Below are 23,894 nucleotides of genomic sequence, written 5' to 3'. Positions count from 1 at the left end.
AAATAAGACTATGAATATTGCTGTAATTTTTGCTGGAGGTTCTGGACTGAGAATGCACACAAAGTCTCGTCCAAAACAGTTTCTTGATCTTAATGGCAAGCCTATAATTATTTATACGCTGGAGCTTTTCGATAATCATCCTCAGATAGATGCTATCGTTGTTTCTTGTATAGAGAGTTGGATTCCTTTCTTGGAGAAGATGCTTCGTAAGTTTGAGATCACAAAGGTTGTGAAGATTGTTCCCGGTGGAGATTCAGGACAGGATTCTATTTATAATGGATTGTGTGCTGCCGAGGATATTGCTAGTGGCAAGGATGTCACTGTGTTGATACACGATGGTGTTCGACCACTCATCAGCGAAGATACGATTACTGATAATATCAACAAGGTTAATGAGTGTGGTACTTGTATCACGTGTGTGCCTGCTACTGAAACATTTATTGTGAAGCAGCCCGATGATACATTAGAAATACCTTCTCGTGGAAATTCATTGATAGCCCGTGCACCACAAAGTTTTCATCTTACCGATATAATCGGTGCCCATCGCAGAGCATTGGCTGAAGGCAGACATGATTTCATCGATTCATGTACAATGATGAGCTATTATGGTTATAAGTTGGGAACGATAATCGGACCGATGGAAAATATAAAGATTACAACTCCTACTGATTTCTTTGTGCTTCGTGCTATGGTCAAGGTGCATGAAGATCAACAGATATTTGGACTTTAGAAATATGAATATAATAGAGAAACGTGATATCGACAACTTTGCTGGAATGTTTCCGCTTGCCGAGATGTTAAGAGGGGGTAGGTTTGTCATTACTGGCGCTACAGGATTGTTGGGTGCATGTATGGTAAAGTGCCTTTTAGCTCTTAATAAAAGATATTCACTTGATTTGCATGTCACAAGTGTGGTGAGGAATAAGGAAAAGGCTCTTCGCATATTTGGAGAAGAAACAGCCTGCCACGACTTTTATATATATGACTTCGCGTCATCAGAATCTTTCAACCCTTGTAATGAGGCTGATTATATAGTTCATTTTGCCAGTCCCACTGCTTCAAGATATTTTCTTGAATATCCTGTCGAGACTATTGTAACCGGAATACGTGGCACAGAGAAGGTGTTGGAATATGCATCTTCACATTCTGTAAAGTCTATGGCATATATCTCTTCTCTTGAAGTTTATGGAACCGTTTATGATGATACAATCCCGTTGACAGAAGATCAGCAGGGATACATCAATCCTATTGATGCCCGCAGCAGTTATCCTATTGGTAAGCGTGCTGCCGAATGTCTTTGTCATGCTTATGCTGTTGAAAAGTCATTGCCGGTGCGTATAGCCCGACTTGCTCAGACGTTTGGTGCTGGTGTATCTAAAGATGACAATAGGGTGTTTGCCCAGTTTGCCCGCAGCATCATCTCTGGTAGCGATATCATATTGCATACAACAGGAGAACTTAGCAGATGTTATTGCTATACAACAGATGCTATAAGTTCTATACTCTATATATTATTGAAAGGAAAAGACGGTGAAGCCTATAATGTGGCAAACGAAGAAACCTATATTTCCATTGTAGATATGGCACGTTATCTTTGTACGGAATTCAATCCTGACGTAAAACCAGTTATTGAGTTAAAGGAAGGAATGGGCTATTCGCCTGTCACCAAGTTGAGACTGTCAACAGAGAAGATCCGTTCTCTTGGTTGGACTCCGATGTACAGCATGCACGACATGTTTGCCAACCTTATCGAATCGTTAAGAGCTGATTTGTAATGAAGAATATATTTGCCAGAGTTTATGACACTCTTTTTAATGTCTGCAACAAGCGTGACTTGGGGGAGTGGGATGTAACGCCTCAGTCAGACAGGAATATATATGGAGTGTATCATGTGTATTGTGATACCGATTGGGAAAGATTGGTTGTTAAGCAGATTGAAAGCCTTAAAACCAGTGGACTCTTTGATGCTACTACAACGTTTTATGTAAGTTGTATCACGAGTAAAGAGAGTGATGTTGATAAACTGAAGGAGATTGTTGATAGCGATAAACTACAGATAATATCCGTCACAGATAATCCGCGTAAATATGAATATCCTGCATTGGAATTTGTAAAGCAGATAAGCGCTGCGGAAGATTGCATGATTTATTATTTCCATACCAAGGGAATAAGCTATCAGACTTCAGATTGTACCGACCGTGCCTTCCTTTCTTTTAAAAATAAGATTGTTGCATGGTGTGAAATGATGGAGTATTTCATCTTCTTCAAATGGAATGTTGCCGTCAATGCTCTTAACTCCGGCTATGATACTTATGGCTGTTATCTCTGGCCTCCAAGAAAACAGAAGATGTATTCTGGAAGTTACTGGTGGGCAAATTCTTTGTATATCAGGACACTTCCTGATTTCAGTGAAGATGTTATCTCTCATGATCGGTTTTATTCCGAAACATGGCTCTTTGAGAATACTCATAAGTTCTTCTCTGCATTTGATACAACTGCTGATTTGTATTTTGTTCGCATTTCTCGTTCGTTGTATGCAAAGGGAACAACCAAGGTGACAGATAAGTTCAGGTTTATATTTATGTATAACTATCGAAAGATTCAGAAGCATGTCTTTGGATATAACTATAAAAAGATATGTCAGAAGAAGTTTCAGAAACTTAAAAACAAGACGGCATGAATATTTTTTTAAGGATATACAATACTCTGTTCCGTACAATGCAGCGTCAGGATCTATCCAGATGGGAGCATCCTGTTAATGTGGATATGCAGATATATGGAGTTTATCATGTGTTTTGTGCTGACGGATGGCAGTTGTTGGTTAGAGCCCAAATTGAACATCTGCGTCGTAGTGGGCTTCTTGATGTTACAGCTAAACTCTATGTTAGTTGTGTGTCGTTGCATGAGAGAGATGTAGATATTCTTAAACAAATCGTTAATAGTGATAAGTTAGAAATAATATCTGCCGTCGACAATCCTAAAGTCTTTGAGTATCCCGCTTTGGAATTTCTTCGTGAAAAGGCTGAAAAAGAAGACTGTCTGTTTTATTATTTCCATACAAAGGGTGTTTCTTTTTTCTCAGAAAAGCGCAAAGACTCTTGTTATGTGAAATTCAAGCGCAGAGTTGATGCATGGCGAATACTCATGGAATACTTTCTTATGGATAAATGGCAGGTAGCCGTAAACGTGCTTCTTGATGGTTATGATACTTACGGATGCTACCGATATCCCCCCAAACCTGCACCTTACATAATGTATGCAGGCAACTTCTGGTGGGCAACTTCTAAATATATACGTAGCTTGTCACCAATCAACAGTAGTGGGGATAATACAGATCGTTTTTTGGCAGAAAGATGGTTGTATCATGGAACCCCAAATGATTTTAGTGCCTTTGATACCATCGCTCTTCTTTATCGTGTATATCTGCCACCTGTTTTTTATCAAACCAATTCTAAGCCAATACTCCCATTACTGAAATTTGTATTTAGATATAATGTAGTGAAGATAAGAAAAAATATCTTCAGATATGACTATGATAATCATCTAAATAGAAAATATCAGAAATCTTAAATTATATCATATAGGTCATTTTCCTTTGAATCAATTTGGTTAACTATTCGAAATATAGTTAATTAATCGTAAAATTAAGGAATGTGTTATACCCTTGCATCATGAAGTAAGAATAAAATATGTACCTTTGCACACCGATTACAGGGGCGACTCTTAGAAACCCCAGTAGTGCAATGGTGTTAATAGCCTTACTTTTGGCCGAGTATCGCAGTTAGTGAATCTATTGCACGGCAGAGAAAAAGCTATGGATGGTCTCTTTTAGACTGGAGGCGCCGTGAGGTCTCTGTTATTACAATGTAATTAAACGTTTTTTAGTAGTAAAATTTAATTTTAAAAATGGACACTTTAAGTTACAAGACTATTTCCGCTAATAAGGAAACAGCTAAGAAAGAGTGGGTCGTAGTTGACGCCAGCGATCAGATTGTGGGTCGCCTTTGCTCTAAAGTAGCTAAGCTGCTTCGCGGAAAGTACAAACCAAACTTCACACCTAACTGTGATTGTGGTGACAACGTAATCATTATCAATGCCGCTAAGGTAGTTTTCTCTGGTAAGAAGGAAACTGATAAAGTTTACACACGTTATACTGGTTACCCTGGTGGTCAGCGTTTTAATACACCTGCAGAGCTTCGTACTCGCAAAGATGGTGTAGATAAAATGGTTCGCCACGCTGTAAAGGGTATGCTTCCTAAGGGACGCCTTGGTCGTGCTCTTATGGATAACCTTTATGTATTCGATGGTACAGAGCATGATAAGACTGCTCAGAAGCCAAAATCAATCGATATTAATCAGTATAAATAATTAAGTAAGATGGAAGTAATTAATGCAATTGGTCGCCGTAAAAATGCGGTAGCTCGTATATACCTTTCAGAAGGTACAGGCAAGATCACTATAAATAAGAAAGATTTAACAGAATTCTTTCCATCAGCAATACTTCAGTATGTTGTTAAGCAGCCTTTACAGTTGATGGAAGTTGAAGGTACCTACGACATCAAGGCTACTCTTAACGGTGGTGGTTTTACAGGTCAGAGCCAGGCTCTTCGTCTTGCTATCGCCCGTGCACTTGTTAAGATTAATGCTGATGACAAGAAAAAGTTGAAGGATGCAGGATTCCTTACACGTGACAGCCGTGCTGTTGAGCGTAAGAAACCAGGTCAGCCTAAGGCTCGTCGTCGCTTCCAGTTCAGTAAGCGTTAATCCAACTGAACGATCCTGTTTAGTATCTAAATTGGGTAGATCTGTCCTTTGGACGGCTACTATCCGACTGATTCTAATAAGAATTAAAAAAGAAAGTAAACATTTAAATTAGGAAAAAATGTCAAGAACAAATTTTGACCAGTTACTCCAGGCAGGTTGCCACTTTGGTCACCTTCGTCGTAAGTGGAATCCATCTATGGCTCCTTATATCTTCATGGAGCGTAATGGTATTCATATCATAGACCTTAACAAGACTGTAGCTAAAATTGATGAAGCTTCAGAGGCTCTTAAGGCAATCGCTAAATCAGGTAAGAAAATCCTGTTCGTCGCTACTAAAAAACAGGCTAAGGAAATCGTAGCCGATAAGGCCGCTTCAGTAAACATGCCATTCGTTAACGAGCGTTGGGCAGGTGGTATGCTGACTAACTTCCCTACTATCCGTAAGGCAGTTAAAAAAATGACGAACATCGATAAACTTATGAGCGACGGTACATTCTCTAACCTCTCTAAGCGTGAGTTGTTGCAGATTACTCGTCAGCGTGCTAAGCTTCAAAAGAACCTTGGTTCTATTGCAGATCTTACTCGTTTGCCAAGTGCACTCTTCGTTGTAGACGTAATGGTTGAGCACATCGCTGTTAAGGAAGCTAACCGCCTGGGTATTCCTGTATTCGGTATCGTTGATACCAATTCAGATCCTAAGAACATAAACTTCGTTATCCCAGCTAATGATGACGCTAAGGACAGTGTTGAGACTATCTTGACAGCTGTTTGTGGTGCTATCGCTGAGGGTCTTGAGGAGCGTAAGGCTGAGAAGGCTGACGAAAAGGCTGCTGCAGAGCAGTCTGAGGAAGCTGGCGAAGGCAAGAAGCGCACTCGTAAGGCTCGTAAGGATGAGGCTGCTCCAGCAGCAAAGGAAACAGAGGCTGCTGCTCCTGCAAAGGAAGAAGAAGCTGCTCCTGCTGCTGAATAATTAAATAGGGTCTTATAGGATTTTGATAGGATCTATAAGACCCTAATAAAATCATATAAGACCCTATCACGTTTTTTTAGAACTTTATTTTATTAAAGAAAATCAATATTATGGCTATTTCTATTGAAGATATTAAGAAGCTTCGCGCCATGACAGGTGCTGGTCTTGCTGACGTAAAGAAAGCTCTCACTGAGGCTGAAGGCGATTTTGACAAGGCTAAGGATTTACTTCGTGAGCGTGGCTTGGCTATTGCTGCTAAGCGTTCTGATCGTGAGACATCTAATGGTTGTGTTCTTGTAAAGAGCGTTGATGGTTTTGCAGCTATGGTTGCTGTAAAGTGTGAAACAGACTTCGTTGCTGCTGGTAAGGATTTCGTAGAACTTGTTCAGAACATCCTTGATGCTGCTATCGCAGCAAAGGCTAAGACTATTGATGAGGTTAAGGCTTTGAAACTTGCTAATGGTGATGACGCAGAAACTGCTGTTCAGCATCGTTCAGGTATCTCTGGTGAGAAGATGGAGATTGATGGTTACAACTTCCTTGAAGGTGATAACATCGCTGTATACGATCACATGGGTAAGCACACTCTTGCAACAATGGTTCAGTTGAACGCTAACAACGATGAGGCTGGTCATAAGGTTGCCATGCAGGTTGCTGCTATGCGTCCTGTAGCTCTTGACGAGACTTCTGTTCCTCAGGCTGTTAAAGACGAGGAGTTGAAGGTAGCTATCGAGAAGACTAAGGAAGAGCAGGTTGAGAAGGCTGTTGTTGCAGCTCTTAAGAAGGCTGGTCTTAATCCTAACCTCGTTGACTCTGCTGAGCATATCGAGAGCAACATCAACAAGGGTTGGTTGACACAGGAAGAGGCTGACAAGGCAAAGCAGATTAGCGAAGCTACTGCTGCTGAGAAGACAGCTAATCTTAATGAAACAATGATTCAGAACATTGCTAAAGGTCGTATGGCTAAGTTCTTCAAGGATAACTGCCTTGTAGATCAGGAGTTCCAATTTGGTGATGGTGATAAGATCAGTGTTCAGGATTGGCTCAAGGCACAGGGTGGTCTTTCTATCCTTGCTTACAAGCGCTTTACACTTGCTGCTGAGTAATATTCCCTTCGTGGATAAATATATAAAGAGTCGGAATAATATTCCGGCTCTTTTTTTGTTACTTACAATTAGATTAAGCCATAGTTTCCCAGTAACCTTATTTCCTTTTGTGTCCATGACAACGGCAAAGAAATTACAGTACACACAAAAAAACAATGTACATCAATTACTCCAATAAAATATTTGTCATTTGTGGCATGATATTTACGAAATAGTAATACCTTTGCAGCCGTAAAACTGAAAATCATGATAGAATACATATCACAGGAAGGATACGACAAGATGGTTGCCGAACTTCACGAGCTTATGACCGTTGAACGTCCACGTATTTCCGAAGCAATTTCCGAGGCAAGAGACAAGGGTGATCTTAGTGAGAACTTTGAATACCATGCCGCTAAACGTGAACAGGGCAAGCTGGAAGGACGTATAGACCGCCTGAAAGTAAAACTCACCAATGCACGTATCATTGAGCGCAACCGTCTTACAGCAGATGCCGTACAGTTGTTTTCAACTGTTAAGCTCACCGACCTCACGCACAACCGTGAAATGAAATATACTATTGTGAATCCTATGGAAGCCGACTTCTCCACAGGTAAGATTTCTATTAAGACACCTATTGCCCAAGGACTGCTTAAGAAGCGGGTAGGTGACATCGTAGAAATAAAAGTACCTGCTGGTATGTTGAAGCTCCGCATTGATAATATTTCAATCATGTAGAATATATCAACATCTCTCTTCACTTTAGACAAAAGTGCGTAAATACGCAATAATCTCTAAAGTTATAGAATCTTTTTGCGTATAACCTCGTCAAAAAGCATATTGATGAATAAACAAGCCATTTCATTAAATTGCCCTAACGGCTTAATGAAATGGCTTGCCCTTGTTTATATCAGAAATTATTATCTTTATCCTTTTGTTTGAGAAATAGTTGATATAGTTTCTTTCCAATCTTATCTTTTTTGAATTCTCGCTCATGTTCTATCGGCGATGTTGATAGTCTAATTTTTGATATTCCTTTCTTTAATGATTCAAGTTGAGCAGGTGTTGCTATGAATTGAGCTGTAGAGTTCATATTCCCAGAAGTATGATTTGTAGATTGAGAATCAACATTAATTGCCGTACCATGTAACTTAATGATTTCGCCATCGAATGTTTTAAGTAACATTGTTGCCTCTTTAAGAAAAAGCGAACTATTTGATGTTACTTTTACGATAATAGAATATACAGAGTTTTGTTTAGCTATGCTATAATCAACACAACATCCTTCTTCTGCTAATGGTTTATATGAATAACTAACTGTTTGTGCATAGCTTCCGCATACTAAGAGAAGCATAAGCGAGATTACGAGTGTTTTAATTTTCATTGTATTCTAGTTTTTGTTTGACTAAGTGTGTTTTGCCAACATAGGTTAGAATATCTGTTCACCTCAACAGGCGGAGATATTTTAGCTTAATTATAGCGTTTGACGCAAAGATAAAAACTTTTGAGTAAAATAAAGCATAAATCATTGAAAAAATTATAGTATTTTATTTAGTCATACCTTCTTACAACAGTAAAAAATCTTCATGCTTTTCCTCATAGCACATCTCCACACTATCCACTAAAGCAGTTTCATCCGGTTTGTAGTCAGCTAATAAAATGCCTGAACAAGGAAAAAATCATTCAATTGAGTTGAAAACATGATAGCGAACAGTATGTCATGTAGTTTAACGGTTGTCACCCTATTTCTACGCTAATGGTGATTTAGTGGCAATGAACAGCGCTTATATTAATAATATTTTATAGCACAAACAGACTAAAAGTCGGTCGGTTATGCTATATAGAAAAAGTGAATCAATTCTTGGCGATATCCAACTTAATTTCCCAAGTGTCGTTTTTAGTTAGGTCGAACAAGTAGTACGAATTTGTCCTTTCTGTTAGATGAGTCAAAGTCACAACATGAATATTGTTGTTTTTGGGTATGTACGTACATTTTTTTCTGTCGTATACAAAGAATCTTTGATCGGAGTAAGACACAGTTTTACACTTTGACGGTAGTTTACCAACAACTGGATTGATAACAACAAAGTCAGGAGGGGCTACTAGATGTTGATTTTGTTCTTCTGGTGAAAACAGTTCCCGAAATTCTTGTTCTTTTCTTATATATATCGTGTCGTTACCTTCTACAAAGAGGAACGATACAACATCTTCCATATATCTGTTACGGATAAGTAATGATATGCTGTCACATGTTTTTTCCCTTTTTTGATACAAAGTAAAATTAAGCAATGAATCAGCTTCCTGTTCTGTAAATTTCATTTGCCACCCGAATCTATCAATATTTGCTTTAAATGTCCTGTCATATGAGTGAAAGCTACTATATAGAAAGATTGCTATATATATCATAGCAGGTATACATAGTATAACAAGAAAAATTATATATATTCCTTTTTTCATTTAGTGAGGTAATTTGAAATTCTGTTTTCCAATCTTGTTCATGCTATATCTTATTAAAGCTATGTACAGAATAATATCACCTGCAGAACTTCCTATGTCACACTTGTTCATCATTATCTATTTGTTTTTTACACAACACGACTTGATTTAATTATTAGTTATTCCCATGTATAGTGTGTGATGCCTTGCGTATTACTTTTTTCTTTCCAAAAAAATATTCTATAGAATTGTTATTTAAAAGAACCTTATGATCGGCAACCAACCATGTTTGCATAACTAGAATAGACAGACGATGTTTAACTACCTTAGGATATGACAAAATGTATAAATAGTCATCTTTCATAGGCATTTCTATTTTTGCTCTTTTACTTTTAACATGCTTCCTTATAGAATTTTCTATACACGAATCACCATCGAAAGAAAAATATAGGGTATCAGATTTAACAGTTTTAAGAAGATCCTTTATTATATAATCATACTGTTTCAAATAGCTATTTTGAGCATACAAAGTATGAGGTATACTACATACTATAAATAGCAACACTATGCTTCTTTTTAGAAAACACATTCGTCGGACACGTTGAAATAATTCCATATTTATTATATTTATATATTATACTATTACCACATTCCACTACATATTCTACATGCTTGGCAGTCATCTGCTTTCGTTACCTAACGGATACTGCAAGATTATTCTAATCGTAGGGATGAATGAGAAACATTAATGGCGCTGTTTCATAACTCGACTCATGTAGTAAAAGCAAGTCACGCAATACGCATTAACTATCAGTTATTTTCATGTATACTGCCTGATGCCTTGCGTGTTACTTTTTTATTTACCATGGAATATTGCTAACACCTTACCATCAGACTTCTGTATTGATATCTCGACAACGCCACCCACAGCACCTTTTGGAAGAGAACCAGATATGTACCATACTCTGTTATTTACTAATTCTACATTAAAAGGCTTTTCATTGTTAAATGTTCCATTTTCGCAATAATTAAATATTATCTTTGCAACATCTACTGCTGCCTTAGCATTGGGAATGAGTCCGTTCTGATTACGGTATACGTTAAAAGGGTCTGTTCCTGATTCATAATTGATACTATCATCTACCGATTTTCGTGCATCTATCATATCCTTGTCTACTTTCACATTTCCTTTAAAGATATAATCTTGTTTAACTACGACCTTTTTACTTTTCACTGAGTCATATTCTGACTTGATAAATATTCCTAGTATTATTCCTACTAAAAATATTATTATAGTTGTTATTATTTTTTTCATATCGCTATTTTTTTATATGCCTGTATTTTTATATTTGACAAGTTTAAGATGGTTCTTAAATCGTTTATATTGTAACATAATGGAACCATAGCTTGTAATCGCATATTCTTTTTCTTTTATATTTGGAGAAAGATCGCATTGATTAATCCAAATAGTTATTTTATTTTTAATACATGTTGGCTTTAATATAATGAATAAAGGCTTTGACTTCCAAGTAGTATCTATATTGGGAAACTTCGTTAATAATATTTTATTATTAATATGAATCGTACTGTCTATAACCATTATATATGCGCTGTCACTTTGAGAAATTCTTTCTTTTTCTATTAAATCATGAATTACTCTATTATATATTTTTCCTTGACCATAGGTATTTACCGATAGGAAGGTTAATAAAAAAAGTAGATAAATATTTTTCATTTTATGATGTTAAAGGGAAGTATTGCTATAAATCCATTTTGGTTATATTTATAAATTAAATTTGAACGTATTCCAAACACTATTTGCCTAGAATTAGAAGGACAAGTTTTTATATCTTCCTTCGATAGAGCTTGTTACCAAACTCTTGAATACCCAGGCTTATCAGTCATAGAAGCTCAGAAGTTATTTTAACTCTTGCGCTTTTTTGTTTTTTTTGACCTATATATTATATAGCCACCTCCCCCCAAAAAGGCAACTACTGATAATGCAATTATCCATCTTTTACGCTTTTCTGATTTCATTTCATTATTAATCTCAATATTTAATACTAAAGATGATTTTTCTTGTGCTGCATCTTGTTTTATAAGCTTGCTAAAATATCTTTGAATTTTTTGTAAAGAGTCATTCAAAGATTCTATCTTAGAATTATCTCCAGCTTTAATACATTTAAATATATCCTCTGACACATTAGCTAAACTCCCACTTTTTACACGACCATAAGGATAATAACAAGTAGCAGTCATATTTTTATAGATAAACAAAAGTGTTGAATCGGGTTGTGAATACTCTTGATATGCGTAAGAGGAAGCTAATATTGCATCCTTGTATAAAATAGAAATTTGCTTAGTGATATCTTTTGTTAGTTTAATCTTTTTCTCATGAAAGGAATAGTTGTCCTTTTTCCTATTCATAATAATATCTGTTTCAAAACAAATCAATTCATCTTCTTTTAAGTTATAAAAACCATGTATTGAATTAGATTTGTTAGAGAAACTAAGATATGAAAATTCTGGCTTTTTATTAATTATAAGATTATATACCTCACTAGCATCTCCCAACTGTTTATAAGTCAACGGAGTTAGTCTTTTTTGTGCGTATAAATGGCTGCTTGCCATTATTGTTATAAATAAAATAATATACTGTTCAATTTTATGACTCATGTTGTTTCTTTTTCTTCTTTTTTCATGTAATAAGACAAAAATACATATTGCAATCAATACTGTGGCTAAAGACAATGTGATAGTCCATAATGTTGTCATTTTTTGATCTTCAGATCTGGAATCAAAAAAATAACCTTTTGCAAGTTGCTTATTCTCTAAAAATACAAACTGTGCATACCGAACATCTGGTGTCATTAAACTCTGAAAAAGAAAAAGAGTATTTGTTATTGAATCATTTAATGATTCAATTTTAGAACCATCCTCCTCTTTAATAGCTTCAAAAATTGATTCAGAAACTTTTACTAATTTACCAGACGTTACACTATTTGTTGATTTGGAACAATATGCAATTGTATTTGTGTGTGAAAATAAAAATATAGAATCATTTTTTAATTCATTGCTATAAGTAAAAGATGAAGTTGTAATTGCATCCTCATATAAAGAAGATATATCATTGATTATATCTTTTGTCAGTTTGATCTTTTTCTCATGAAAAGAATTGCCATGCTTGTTTTTTGTAAGAAATATTTCAAAACTTGTGAGTTCACCATTATCCAGACCATAGAAACCATGAATGGACTTATTTGAGAAACAAGCATAAGAAAAATCCGGTTTCTTATCAAGTATAGAATAATACACACAATTAATCTCCCTCGTTTTATTGGATGTAAGCGGGGATAATCTGTCTTGTGCAAACGTTTGACAGTATGCTATAATCATCAACCATAAGATGATATACTTTTTCTTCATAAGCCATTTTCTTTGTTTTTTTTAACAGTGTCACTACTTGTAGAATTTAATTCTATTTGGGGTGTAACATTGTTTTAATCTTGTAAGGTTATAAATGTCACATGGCATAGTAGTAGATATTACGGTTATTTTTCCTTATCGTGTGTAAATCTTATACTTGTTGATTGTTATAAGTATTTCCTTTCATCGTATAGATTTATCTGCTATTGTGCTCTACCTAGTGTCTATTTAGTTAATGGCAAAGATATAAAAAGTTATTTAAGTTTCCAAATATTATGTTTGTATTTTTATCCACCATTTTACAATAGTACAAAATTAAGTAATGATATTCTTACTAATGTCTCCCGCAGATTACGCAGATACCCCCCACACCAACCACAAACTGTCTTTGTCTGCAAAATAATGCAGCCTGCTGCATTCCTCTGCTTTATCTGCGGGAGACAATGCAGTTCATGCTGTTGTCCGTTTCTCTGCGAGATCTGCGTTATCTGCGAGAGAATATTCACATGAGCGTACTCAATCAATGTACAAAGCCCCCCAATGTCTCTCGCTGATCTCAATGATTACGCAGACGAACCACAAGAACTGTAATAACTACCAATATGAAACATCTCCGAAATAATGCAGCCCTGCTACATTCTCTCTGCGTGATCTGCGCTATCTGCGTGAGACAGCACAACTTTGATTATCTACGATATTTATTTTGATTGGAACAGCAAGAATTTTTTGAGGTATATCCTTAATAGATGTCGTGTGATTTGATAAAAATAATTCCTTGTTCATATAAATACTTTTTGCTTCTGAATCTAATGATATGGATTGTACGCTCATATTAAACATTCCCAATATTGCGGTCAAATCTGCTGCTAATGTAGTATGGTTTATATACTCTTCTATTTGAGATTTATTCTTACACTTCTGTTCTGGAAGGCGTTGCGATACGATGATGGCAATATCACTAAAATCAGACAGATTACAATGTATATTGATAGTTTTTTCTTCTGAATACTTGCTTGATATAACTTTTAAACATGTTTTCATTTCTTGCAAAGTTTCTCTATAACCTCTCTGTCTTTGAGCTATTGGAAAAGCTGAAAGACCCTTGCTGTTTCTCTTTAAATCATCAATAAAATCATTAGCACTATATGGTACTGTTATACTTATTTTATCGTCATTTTCTGTAACAAGATAACATTTATATTCTATTGTGTCCGCTTTCTGTATAAAATAGACACTTTCAGATTCCGTCAGAGAAAGAATCTTTACTTCCAAGTCTTTGTTTTTGACATGGGTACAAGAAACAAATGTAAATAACATAGAGATAATCACATATAATATATTGTGTTTCTTCATTTTTAATTTATTAATAAGTAAAAAAAATTAAAGAATTTGTTGGGCACTATTTTTTATCATCTATCGTTTTTCCATAATTCGGTTCTTGCACCTTTATTATAGTACTAACGAGTACCAGCACCATTAGAGAGCAGGTGTACTATTTCTTAATCTGTATATTCCCGTACTCATGCGTGTGAGCCAACCAGACTTCACATACTATACTTGCTCTGTACGACTAAGTCCGAGACTCTCTAGCCATGATGTAGTCATCACGCCTGCTGGAAGAGACAGCTTTATTATATTGTTTATTTTAGTTGTCATTTTGTAATAGATAAGTTTTGCAAATATAGCTATAAAATAAACATCCTCCAACTAATTTATCGTTTTATGCTAGTTTAAAGGACAAAGTTCCCATCATTGTTTATTCAGCATGCTTGCATTTACACTTCACTCATGTAGCTTTTTTGTAACTATTCGGATTCAAATCCAAATATATTGCGATATTTTTGGATTTGAATCCGAAAAGATATACATTTGCAAAGTCAGTACATCCTTATTTAGCCCCAAGTTTTCATATATAAACACAATAATATAACAAAAACTTTAGCAAATATCTGCGTGAAACGATGCAGTTTAACTTATGAGTTTAATATGCGTGAATTTGCGCTATCTGTGGGAGACAACATGTCAACCTCTTTCTTGATATTGGCAAGATGTGTCTTTGTACCACAAATTACCATTTGTCCCACAAAGACTCTTGCCCCCGAAGGGGGGATTAAATCACTCCGAAGTCGTGATTAGAGACATAAAGGACATGTTAGCTTTCCAACATACCATTTCTATTTCAAGATTTTAATATTCATAAGTTTTAATTCCTCATTATTCATGCGAACCCATTCATTCCAGTCTTCGTCTAATGATTTTAGTAATGGGCTTGGATGTGTCCTTAATAGTTTTGATAAATAAATCTTTGCATTCTTCTCTCCATCACGCAGGTAAATTGCTTTAATCTTATTAATAGCCATATTCTCGTTGTACTCATCATTCAATGAACTGTCACAAACAGCAATTGTCTTTTCAATGTAATAAGTAGCTGAGTCTTTATTATTTTCCCTTAAGTATTTTTCAGACAGAAAGATAAGCCGTGACGGATTGTTTTCTTGAAGGGTCAAAACTGCATGTTCACCGTTAGCCATAGTCTCATCCATGCGTCCCAATGAAAAGAAAATTCTGGAACGATAAAGATAACATTGCCTCTTACCGATATTCGAAGTATCAACACTAAGTAAATAGTTCGAAAGTTCCAATGCTCTTTTAAGCATTATTGTATCGTTACGCACATAACCCATAAAGAACACATTGTCTAAACTGTCACGAAGTTCTTTGAGATCTTTTTTGTTCTGTCCATTGGCGCATCCTATAATCAATACGAGGCCAATACAAATATACAATATCTTTTTCATAGAAACTTATTAGCTTGTTATTTAATTCTGAAATCATGCTTATATCTTCCCCCTGCACTAGTGATGAAACCAATCATAGACGGTCCTGTAAGCGCCCCATGTCACCCAAGTGCACTATAATTCCAACCTCCAGATACATTTAAATTTATTGGGTGTGCATTTCTATAGCTAATATTATTAATATAGATATAACCTGCAAAATTTGTTCCTTTTGGAACAACACATTTTCCTGTTAGTTTTTTTAGAAATATCTGTAAGTGTTTCATAATTCTAAATCTTACATCATTTGTCTTGCAAAGATAAACTTCTGAAATGGAAAATACAAGAGAATTTGAGAAAAAAAGCCTTGTTTGTATATTTGAAGTAAAATGTGTACGAAATCACTGTCTTATTCAAAACTGTTTTTTTTGTTAAATAAAACAAGGTAGGGAGAAATTACTTTTTGATGGGATTCTGAAGACTAAATTTCTGTGGGGGCATATAACCCCTATTTTCAACTTGACTAGACTAAGCAATATGTGCATAATAGCTTATGTATAATCTCCAGTGAGATAAATGCAGCTTGCTACATTCTCTCTGCGTGATCTGCGCTATCAACTGTCCCCCTTCACAGAAATATGATATAGTCTATTCCGCCTTTACACCTCACTCATGTAATTATTCCTTCACTTTCGACAAAAGTGCGTAAATACGCAAAAATCTCTAAAGTTGGATAGCTAAGTATTCTCTCACGGATTTATTTCCAATGGCTTTCTCTGCGTGAATCTGCGTGAGACCATGTTGTTTATGCTGTTGCATTTAATCTGCACTATTTTGGGAGTTTTTTCATTCTTATAGGTTAATGTAACAGATAAACTATCCAATACTCCTTTTATTAAAAAAGTACGTGTCGTCACGAGTATTGTGTATTATCTGGAAGACTGATTTGGGAGGATCTTATTATAAAGAAAGTAATGGTAGCTGGAGGTTTGGATTCTAATACAGCTACTCTATAAAATGAAGAACGCCCCTCAAGTATGCTGCCTTTCGGCAAGCCTGAGAGGCTTATTATCTTTTAGTTATAATAACTGTCTACCTTTAAATCTTTTGCAAAGATAATACTTTCTGCAAATGCATTTAACTAAATTACTTTTCGTCATTCTATATTTTTTCATTTGATAGCAAAGAGCTGCCTCATAGACGGGTTCGAGTAATCCCGGACCTAATTCATCGTAGACTTTTAATATGGCTTCTTCTATCTTATATGATATTTCGTTTTCTGTCATTACTTTATGTTTTATTTTCTCGTTGGTCCTGCTGATATTCTTTTCATAGCGTTATCAGCGAACGCGAATTTATTTTTTAACTGTATTCTCTCTGCGTGAATCTGCGCTATCAGCGTGAGCCAACGCGCTACCAGAAAAAGTTTTTTTAATGCCACTAATGTCACTTTGTCACAAACCCTTTATTTATCGGGCTTCAGCGAGTGACATTAAGTGACATTATCGGGGTAATAGTGACATTAAATGCCAAATCACACCTGTTTTTGGCGAATTTTCACCAAATATGCAGTACCCGTATTGGTTCTTTTTCGTTCAAGACCATCCATATTTGTCAATACACGCCCCAAACTTCTCAAATTGTTTAGCTTTATAGCAGAACCCAACTGCTTTTTCAGATACGAAAGGATAGCGGCAGTAGTCATGAAACTAGCATTAGAATCATTCTTTGTTCCAATGCTGAAGTATTCATAAAAGTATTGTTCCACAGCGCTCTTAGCCTGAAACTGTTGGTTGCTCTTCATGATCAATGCCGTCTGCTCCTCATCAAAATAGCACGGCTCCTTGTGTTCAAGTGCTCTCAGAGCCTGAGCATACAACTGCACATAGTTAATCTCCTTGCTCACATCTATTGGACTGGTAATTTCTACACCGATAAATCTGCGGCATCCCGATGGATCTGTCAGAACATCTCTCATGTTTGAAGTACCAATGAATGAAGCCCGTCGGGCATGCTGCTCTACATGCTTGCCATACGGACGTTTGATTTTCACGTTTGGCAACTGAATAAGATTCTTCAGGAATCCCTGTTGCACCTGCGGAGATATTTGGTTGAACTCGTCAAGATTAATAATCAGAAACTCACTCATCGCCTGCAACACCTGCTTCTTCTCAGCCAACACCAGATTGTCATTATATCCCCATTGCAGTTCCTGGGGGAGAAGACGCCTGCAAAACGTACTTTTGTTATAGCCCTGTCCGGATATAAGCAGTGGAGCTACACTATTACCGTAACGGCTGTTGCCAATCCCTAGCCATTGATTTACCACAGCCAGAAACCACGTATAAAACCAGTTCTCCCAATTAGCGTTGTTAGTAGGTACTGTCCGTGCCAACTCACGTATGCGGTCGTGCCCGTCCCATTTTCCACGGCATTTCCAAAGAAAGTCTTCAATAGGATTATAGTTTTTCACGTAGTCTGATTCCACATACCTTGTTATATCCTTATCCCATGCGTTCATGCCTTCAAGTCTTGCCTCAATAGCCATGCGGTTTTGCACCCTCTGATCAACCGGCTTATAATCCAAAACCCATGTATTGTTTGGACGGTATTCAGTATATTTCATCACCTCATTATACCTGAATACATATCTGCGTTCAAGAAATTTGATAATCTGCATCTGCTCATTGCGAATGCTCGTAGGATAATCATTATCATCTATTTTTTTATCTCTTGAAAGACTGAATTCTGCATATACAGAAGATATTATTGTACGACAATGGTTAACGGCTTCCCTTGTATTGCGATGTGCCCGCATGTGCAGCACAGCCTCTTCCTCAGGCATACCCATTTTGCATAGCTGCCAAGCCACACGTGAACTGAATGCTTCATGAGCAAATCGCTGTTCGTTATCGTCTATCTGATTAGCGGCAACAATGTCAACAGCCCTATGATACATGAATTCCATCTCATCGTATAGCTTCATGTCGATATTCTCCTGTTTCTCTACATCTACAATTCCGCTTATCGCATCCTTGCCTTCCTTAAAACCAAGATTAGGTTTAAAGTTATCCGGATCAATCAGTAGTGCAGTTGCGTTAAGGTTTAGATATGGACTGTCATCGGCAGTAAGCCTGAATCCATTTTTTATAGATGGGTTCACTATTTTTACGTGTTCGCCTACTGCAGCTTCGTATATCTTTACGGCACATGGATAAGTTGCACGATAAAGTTTTGTGGCTTCCTGCTCATTTTCCGGCATACAGCCGTTGGCTAGCGATGTCTTTACCAAGAGTTTTACGCTTCTTCCGCTCGCTCCCGCAAATGCAGCCAGAGTGGTAGGCAACTGTGCGGCAGCCATTTTCACGGCATCAATACTTTCCTGTCTTTTCAGGTTGCATATCGTAAGCAGTATAATACCGTTATATTCCACAGCAGATATATCACCGTCGGCATCCTTCTGCATCACTACAGACGGGTACACTCTTGGCAAGAGATGCATATTCTGGAAAGTCATACCTTCTGACATGATAGGAATAAAATGGCGCAGATCGGCAATCGTGCCGTTTGATTTGTCATTACAAATACGTTCAATAAGTTTTTCAATGGTGATAGTCTGTAGATAAGTTTTGTTTTGCTTGTCTGTTCTTACAACTGATACTTTCATTTTTCTTTATTTTGTTTATTTTTCTGATACTCTATTATAGGAGTATGAGTAGTGGTAATGTGTTTACATGTGCTGAGTAATAGCCTTTCCTACATTGGGCAATTCAATTACCCACGTTGGGTAATCAAGTTTCTCACGTTAGGTAATCCTGTTACCCACGTTGGGTAATCGTATTACCCAGGCATTGAGGTAATCAAATTACCCAAGCCTCTGGGTAATTTCTTATCATACCTTATTCGCTGAAGTCGTAAATATATCTATAGCCTTCAAACTCTTTCTCTCCGATATACCCATTTTTATGGAATAAATTTAGAATCCATTCCTGCTGTTCTGGAGTAAGCAGTTTCTCTCCTCTATTAAATTTATAGTAAGTGGTGTTACTGCCCAGATAATCAGCTATCATACCTCTTAGGAGTTCCTCGTCTTTTCGTTTTAATTCATTAAGCATGGTGTTAAATCCATAAGCACCTCTCATCATCCTTATTTGTTTGAAGAAGCTGCATTCTCCGTTTTTACATGCATTAGGATAAATAGCATTGCCCAGAGTCACATCATCAGGAACATTTTTTCCCGTCATGAAATGCATACACTCACCAGCCTTTGGACAAGCAGAATTGAAGCAGTTGTACCAGCTTTTAGGTGCATCTGCATAGTTAAATAACGTCTTTTCGTTTTGGTCTTTCATTATGTTGTTTTAGAAATTGTGTCATAAAGTTCTAATGACCTTCAAAGGTACAAAAAATGCATGTATTATGCAAATGTCATAATTGCCTAAAAAACGCCAAAAGTAGGTGTGATTCGGCATTTAATGTCACTTTTGCCCCGATAATGTCACTTAATGTCACTCGCTTAGCCCTTATAAACAAATGGTTTGTGACAAAGTGACATTAGTGACATTGAAAAAACTTTTTCTGGTAGCGGCTATTTCTTATAAAAACAAAGAAATATGGATAAGTATGTTATCACACTCTTATGAGTGTAAATCCAAATATGTAGTTACTTTGTTCAGAGAAATGATTTTATATGTAAATGTTAAATATGTTAATTATAATGGAACATGTTTAATTTATTACTAATTTTGTAATTACACAAAAAAAACAATACCCATGAGATTTAAGTTAACCCTAAAGATTAACCGAGAAAAATACGGAGACACATTGCCCCTGAGTTATCAGTATGAGGCATCTTCTGCGATATATAGAATATTGTCTAACGCAGACGAAGAATATTCAACATGGCTTCATGAAAATGGTTTCAATTTAGATTTTAAAAAGAAGTTTAAGTTATTCACATTTTCTAGAATCGTTGGCGAATATAAGATATTAAAAGATACGGGGCGTATAAGATTTTTTGGGGAAACTGTAGAATGGTATGTTTCTTTTCTTCCCGAGCGGAGTACACAGAAATTCATAGAAGGATTATTTCTTCATCAAACTTTTGAGATTGGTGATAAAAAATCTGTTGTCCAGTTTCATATAACATGTGTTGAGGCTATGCCAGAGCCTGCATATTCTGAGGAGATGGAATTTGAAACGCAATCACCAATGTGTATAAAACTCAGAACAGAAGATGGACATATTGATTATTTATCCCCAAAGGATGTAAGAGCACCTTATTTAATATTCAACGGTTTGTTTGACAAGTATAAGGCCTTTTGTGGTAAATCTTTAGAATATCCACTTGAAGATTGTAAACTAGAGACCCTGTCAGAACCAAAGTCTGCCTTAATTATGATTAAGGCGGGAACCACTGCGCAAACTAGAATCCGTGGATTCCAGTGTCGCTTCAAGGTCAAGGCACCTGTAGAGATTATGAAGATAATCTATTCGAGCGGAATCGGAGTGCAAACTTCGGTAGGGTTCGGATGCGTTGAGGTAATTAATTAGAATAAATAGAACAAATATGATAAATGAACTAATAAATTTTACTGCAAATTTGGATGAAGAGTTCAAAAACTTGGGCTCTACACCAAAAGAGGGATTACATATACGAATGAAGCTCTTTATCAGTGAGTCAGGCGAAGTAAAAATTGATACTTTCGACTTTGAATATGAACAATACTCAAAAAAACAAAAAGGTGAAATTTCTAATTTTCTGATTCAATGTAAACTTTTGCATCAGAACGCATGGTGCATTGATACCAACAAGTGTCTTGACGTACCTACTAAAGCGATTCATACCTGTTCACCTTTTGCCCTTGCGTTTAAGCGCGAACATTTGGAAGGTGGAACAAAGTTCAAAGAGAATATTGGCAAGAAAAAACAGATATATGAACGCTTCGAAGAGTATTTCAATAAAGCTTTTGATTTATTTGAAAACAAAGAGGATGCAGAAAAATATGTAATTTTTAAGCATTTCTTCACACAAAATACTTTCAGTTTTGTTCTTCAAAAAATAGAGGAAAATTACAAGGCTAAACGTATTCAATTCGAAGAAGATCTTGCTCAAATCAAAGAAAAGTTAAAAAGCAGCACTGACAAAACTGGAAAAGCAGAACTAAAGAATCAGGTTGCCACCATTGAGCAAGAGCTTCTCAAAGTAAAACCGTTAGACGACAGCGACTATATCCTCTTTTATCTTGATGTTCCATTGGAATTATACCAACAGGTTCATAAAAAGTATTTGGATGACAAGTTATTTAATACAGCGCTTTATAATACTGAACCGAATCAAGAAGGAGTTATTTTCGGAACCAGCAATTTTATGAATGGCTTCAATAGCAATATGCCTTTCCTGATGCATCAAACTGCGACTTTTGATATAAGTGGAAGAATATCCAACCTCGATGCAAAGCTTCTCTATGAATTGAAAAACATACTTCCAAACAAAACCCTTCCTAATCCATTGCCAGTTTTTATTTATAAAGAAGAGATGCAACAAAAAGTGATTGGAATATTCAAAGAAAGTGGCTTCAAGTTTGGTTATAAAGAGATTATTCAAAACTTAGTTGAAGATCATCCAGACGATATGGGCAACTATTATCTTCTTTTCTGGCAGAATACAAAGGATGGTATTGTTTTTAGAGATTTTGACTTTGTCTCGACTTTTGAATATTTGGTGTCAAGAGAAAAGCCTCTTGTTATATTAAATCTGTTTGATATTAAAGAAAAGGGAGGAAAAGACAATAAACATTACCCAGTTATTCACAATATATTTGACTTTGAACAGCAAGTAATGAAACCATTTATTCAGAATAAGTACTTGCGGGTTGATTATTTTGGAGATTTGAACAAAGATGATTACGCAAAATTAGACTTGACTTTTAGTTCTTTCAGTAGATACCGCAAAGCAATATACGATTATGTGTACAAATCTCAGCGGAATACTATTGACGGTCATATATTTGATGAAATGGTATTTAACGCAATAACCGACGACATTAAAGACAACAATGGTTATAGTATTAGAGAAAAACTCAATATCTGGTATAGTTTATATGAATATTTCAATCCTAAAAATAAAATCAATATGGTAAATAAATTAAAAGACTATCAGGACTTTGTTGCTGCTATCATAGCAGATGAAGCACTGAGTGATATTACGGATGAAAAATTTGCCTTTGCTGCAGGGCAAGTCATTAACTACATTCAGAGTAAAAGTAAATCTGCTGACAATAGTTACAATCTGCTGGAACCTTATTTACAGCAATCTAAATGCACTGAGTTTAAAAGGGCAATAGCCAATGATTTCGGTCGATATAAACATGAAAACTTCTCAAAAAACTTTGAGAAAGTGGCAGCCTTCGTTTTAAGTTATGAAACCTCTGCGAATCTAAAACATTTATTGCCTCAAATTCTTTCAGGTGTATTCTCTAAGAATCAATTATTTAGTACGAACTCTTCAAAATAAAATAATCATGACAACATTTAACAATCGTGTGTATGGCGCAGCCATCATCAAATCAATCAATTCAAATTACAATGCTGATTTTTCTGGTCAACCTCGAAAATTACCTAATGGTATAGTTTATGCGACAGACAAAGCATTGAAATATTCCATTAGGAATTATTGGAATGCAGCACTAAACGAAAAAGTATTTTATTTCAAATCACTAAGCGAAGAAATGTCGCCCAGGACATTAGATGAAACCTACGCTTTCCATTTTGGAGATTTCAAAGAAAAAGATAAAACGAAATTACGCTTGGAAGTTCTTGGGAATATTTTGAAATGTCTTGATGTAAAACTATTTGGAGGTACTTATGCTGGGAAAACCAATATTTCAATACACGGCACATGTCAAATTACTCACGGCTTAAATAAATTTCCCGAGAATGTAATTTATTCCGAACAAATAATGTCTCCTTTCAAAAATTCAAATGAAGCAAGTGCTGATAGTACCATGACAACTTTGGGAACTCAATCTCGCTTGCAGGAAGGGCATTATGTACATCATTTTTCGGTAAATCCAAAGAATATTGAAGGTGACGTTGCAAGAACCGGTGTGGAAGGATTGACAACAGACGATATCGTAAAATTAAAAGAAGGACTTCGCAAGGGAGCGACTTACTATGACTCAGCAGCAAAAGCAGGAACTGAAAACGAGTTATTGCTATGGGTACAACTCAACCCAGATTCAAAAATCGTATTGCCTTCATTTGTGAGCCTAATTGACATTAACGAAGATAAAGAAATTGATTTATCAAGAGTAAGTGCTCTATTAGAAGAGGGGCATATCAAGACGGAAATTGAAAAAATTGAGATTTACTACAACAAATCAAATACAAAAGTAATAGGCGAACCCAATGGTGCTTTATTTACTGAGTTATAAA

Annotated in this window: 23 protein-coding genes; 12 read left to right on the top strand and 11 right to left on the bottom strand. The window is 36.0% G+C overall.

Features of this window, described 5'->3' with window-relative positions:
* The first annotated feature begins 10 nt into the window (after nt 1–10).
* The 9 genes from prwr041_RS04105 to greA all read left to right on the top strand — a co-directional run bounded on the left by prwr041_RS04105 (nt 11) and on the right by greA (nt 7,557).
* Nucleotides 11–730 (top strand): IspD/TarI family cytidylyltransferase, encoded by a 720-nt coding sequence (locus prwr041_RS04105; protein WP_207155102.1) that lies wholly within the window; start codon nt 11–13, stop codon nt 728–730.
* A gap of 4 nt (nt 731–734) precedes the next feature.
* Entirely contained in the window at nt 735–1,775 is a 1,041-nt protein-coding gene (locus prwr041_RS04100; RefSeq protein WP_207155101.1) for an NAD-dependent epimerase/dehydratase family protein, read from the top strand.
* Nucleotides 1,775–2,680, top strand: coding sequence for a hypothetical protein (locus prwr041_RS04095; RefSeq protein WP_207155100.1), 906 nt, complete (start codon nt 1,775–1,777; stop codon nt 2,678–2,680). The genes prwr041_RS04100 and prwr041_RS04095 overlap by 1 nt, the downstream gene beginning before the upstream one ends.
* Nucleotides 2,677–3,570, top strand: a complete 894-nt coding sequence (locus prwr041_RS04090; protein ID WP_237072303.1) for a hypothetical protein — start codon at nt 2,677–2,679, stop codon at nt 3,568–3,570. Before prwr041_RS04095 ends, prwr041_RS04090 begins: the two co-directional genes overlap by 4 nt.
* A 336-nt stretch (nt 3,571–3,906) precedes the next feature.
* Nucleotides 3,907–4,368 carry a 50S ribosomal protein L13 gene (gene rplM, locus prwr041_RS04085; RefSeq protein ID WP_207155099.1) on the top strand — a complete coding sequence of 154 codons (462 nt, stop codon included), beginning with the start codon at nt 3,907–3,909 and terminating at the stop codon, nt 4,366–4,368.
* 9 nt (nt 4,369–4,377) lie between these two features.
* A complete protein-coding gene (gene rpsI, locus prwr041_RS04080) occupies nt 4,378–4,764 on the top strand; it encodes a 30S ribosomal protein S9 (RefSeq protein ID WP_207155098.1) in 387 nt (128 codons plus the stop codon).
* Between the two features lie 118 nt (nt 4,765–4,882).
* Entirely contained in the window at nt 4,883–5,734 is an 852-nt protein-coding gene (gene rpsB, locus prwr041_RS04075; protein ID WP_207155097.1) for a 30S ribosomal protein S2, read from the top strand.
* 110 nt (nt 5,735–5,844) lie between these two features.
* Nucleotides 5,845–6,840 (top strand): translation elongation factor Ts, encoded by a 996-nt coding sequence (gene tsf, locus prwr041_RS04070; protein ID WP_207155096.1) that lies wholly within the window; start codon nt 5,845–5,847, stop codon nt 6,838–6,840.
* A 249-nt stretch (nt 6,841–7,089) separates the two neighbouring features.
* On the top strand, nt 7,090–7,557 hold the full coding sequence (greA, locus tag prwr041_RS04065) for a transcription elongation factor GreA (protein WP_207155575.1): 468 nt from the start codon (nt 7,090–7,092) through the stop codon (nt 7,555–7,557).
* Nucleotides 7,558–7,729: 172 nt separating this feature from the next.
* Here the strand turns inward: greA and prwr041_RS04060 are convergent, their stop codons facing one another.
* The 11 genes from prwr041_RS04060 to prwr041_RS04010 form a co-directional block, all read right to left on the bottom strand.
* On the bottom strand, nt 7,730–8,203 hold the full coding sequence (locus prwr041_RS04060; RefSeq protein WP_207155095.1) for a hypothetical protein: 474 nt from the start codon (nt 8,201–8,203) through the stop codon (nt 7,730–7,732).
* 470 nt (nt 8,204–8,673) lie between these two features.
* Nucleotides 8,674–9,138: a hypothetical protein gene (locus prwr041_RS04055; RefSeq protein WP_207155094.1), complete on the bottom strand. Its 465-nt coding sequence runs from the start codon at nt 9,136–9,138 to the stop codon at nt 8,674–8,676.
* 973 nt (nt 9,139–10,111) lie between these two features.
* The gene (locus prwr041_RS04050) at nt 10,112–10,570 is read right to left on the bottom strand and encodes an NTF2 fold immunity protein (RefSeq protein ID WP_207155093.1); all 459 of its coding nucleotides are present in this window, start codon (nt 10,568–10,570) and stop codon (nt 10,112–10,114) included.
* A gap of 12 nt (nt 10,571–10,582) precedes the next feature.
* A complete protein-coding gene (locus tag prwr041_RS04045; RefSeq protein WP_207155092.1) occupies nt 10,583–10,990 on the bottom strand; it encodes a hypothetical protein in 408 nt (135 codons plus the stop codon).
* A gap of 188 nt (nt 10,991–11,178) precedes the next feature.
* The gene (locus tag prwr041_RS04040) at nt 11,179–12,681 is read right to left on the bottom strand and encodes a hypothetical protein (protein WP_207155091.1); all 1,503 of its coding nucleotides are present in this window, start codon (nt 12,679–12,681) and stop codon (nt 11,179–11,181) included.
* A 657-nt stretch (nt 12,682–13,338) separates the two neighbouring features.
* On the bottom strand, nt 13,339–14,034 hold the full coding sequence (locus prwr041_RS04035; RefSeq protein ID WP_207155090.1) for a hypothetical protein: 696 nt from the start codon (nt 14,032–14,034) through the stop codon (nt 13,339–13,341).
* An 821-nt stretch (nt 14,035–14,855) separates the two neighbouring features.
* Nucleotides 14,856–15,479, bottom strand: a complete 624-nt coding sequence (locus prwr041_RS04030) for a hypothetical protein (protein ID WP_207155089.1) — start codon at nt 15,477–15,479, stop codon at nt 14,856–14,858.
* 101 nt (nt 15,480–15,580) lie between these two features.
* The gene (locus prwr041_RS04025) at nt 15,581–15,745 is read right to left on the bottom strand and encodes a hypothetical protein (RefSeq protein ID WP_207155087.1); all 165 of its coding nucleotides are present in this window, start codon (nt 15,743–15,745) and stop codon (nt 15,581–15,583) included.
* A gap of 792 nt (nt 15,746–16,537) precedes the next feature.
* Nucleotides 16,538–16,744, bottom strand: a complete 207-nt coding sequence (locus prwr041_RS04020) for a GxxExxY protein (RefSeq protein WP_207155085.1) — start codon at nt 16,742–16,744, stop codon at nt 16,538–16,540.
* Between the two features lie 248 nt (nt 16,745–16,992).
* Nucleotides 16,993–19,125, bottom strand: coding sequence for a VapE domain-containing protein (locus prwr041_RS04015; RefSeq protein ID WP_207155083.1), 2,133 nt, complete (start codon nt 19,123–19,125; stop codon nt 16,993–16,995).
* 232 nt (nt 19,126–19,357) lie between these two features.
* On the bottom strand, nt 19,358–19,810 hold the full coding sequence (locus prwr041_RS04010; RefSeq protein ID WP_207155081.1) for a DUF6078 family protein: 453 nt from the start codon (nt 19,808–19,810) through the stop codon (nt 19,358–19,360).
* 421 nt (nt 19,811–20,231) lie between these two features.
* Between prwr041_RS04010 and cas6 the strand changes: the two genes are divergently transcribed.
* The 3 genes from cas6 to prwr041_RS03995 are packed head-to-tail and all read left to right on the top strand — an operon-like array spanning nt 20,232 to nt 23,893.
* Nucleotides 20,232–21,011: a CRISPR-associated endoribonuclease Cas6 gene (cas6, locus tag prwr041_RS04005; RefSeq protein WP_207155080.1), complete on the top strand. Its 780-nt coding sequence runs from the start codon at nt 20,232–20,234 to the stop codon at nt 21,009–21,011.
* A 16-nt stretch (nt 21,012–21,027) separates the two neighbouring features.
* Nucleotides 21,028–22,974: a hypothetical protein gene (locus prwr041_RS04000; protein WP_207155078.1), complete on the top strand. Its 1,947-nt coding sequence runs from the start codon at nt 21,028–21,030 to the stop codon at nt 22,972–22,974.
* Nucleotides 22,975–22,981: 7 nt separating this feature from the next.
* Nucleotides 22,982–23,893, top strand: coding sequence for a type I CRISPR-associated protein Cas7 (locus tag prwr041_RS03995; protein ID WP_207155077.1), 912 nt, complete (start codon nt 22,982–22,984; stop codon nt 23,891–23,893).
* Nucleotide 23,894: the final 1 nt, after the last annotated feature.

Source organism: Prevotella herbatica, from assembly GCF_017347605.1.
Taxonomy (GTDB): domain Bacteria; phylum Bacteroidota; class Bacteroidia; order Bacteroidales; family Bacteroidaceae; genus Prevotella; species Prevotella herbatica.
The sequence above is the reverse complement of the archived record's forward strand: the minus strand, read 5'-3'. Positions and strand labels throughout refer to the sequence as shown.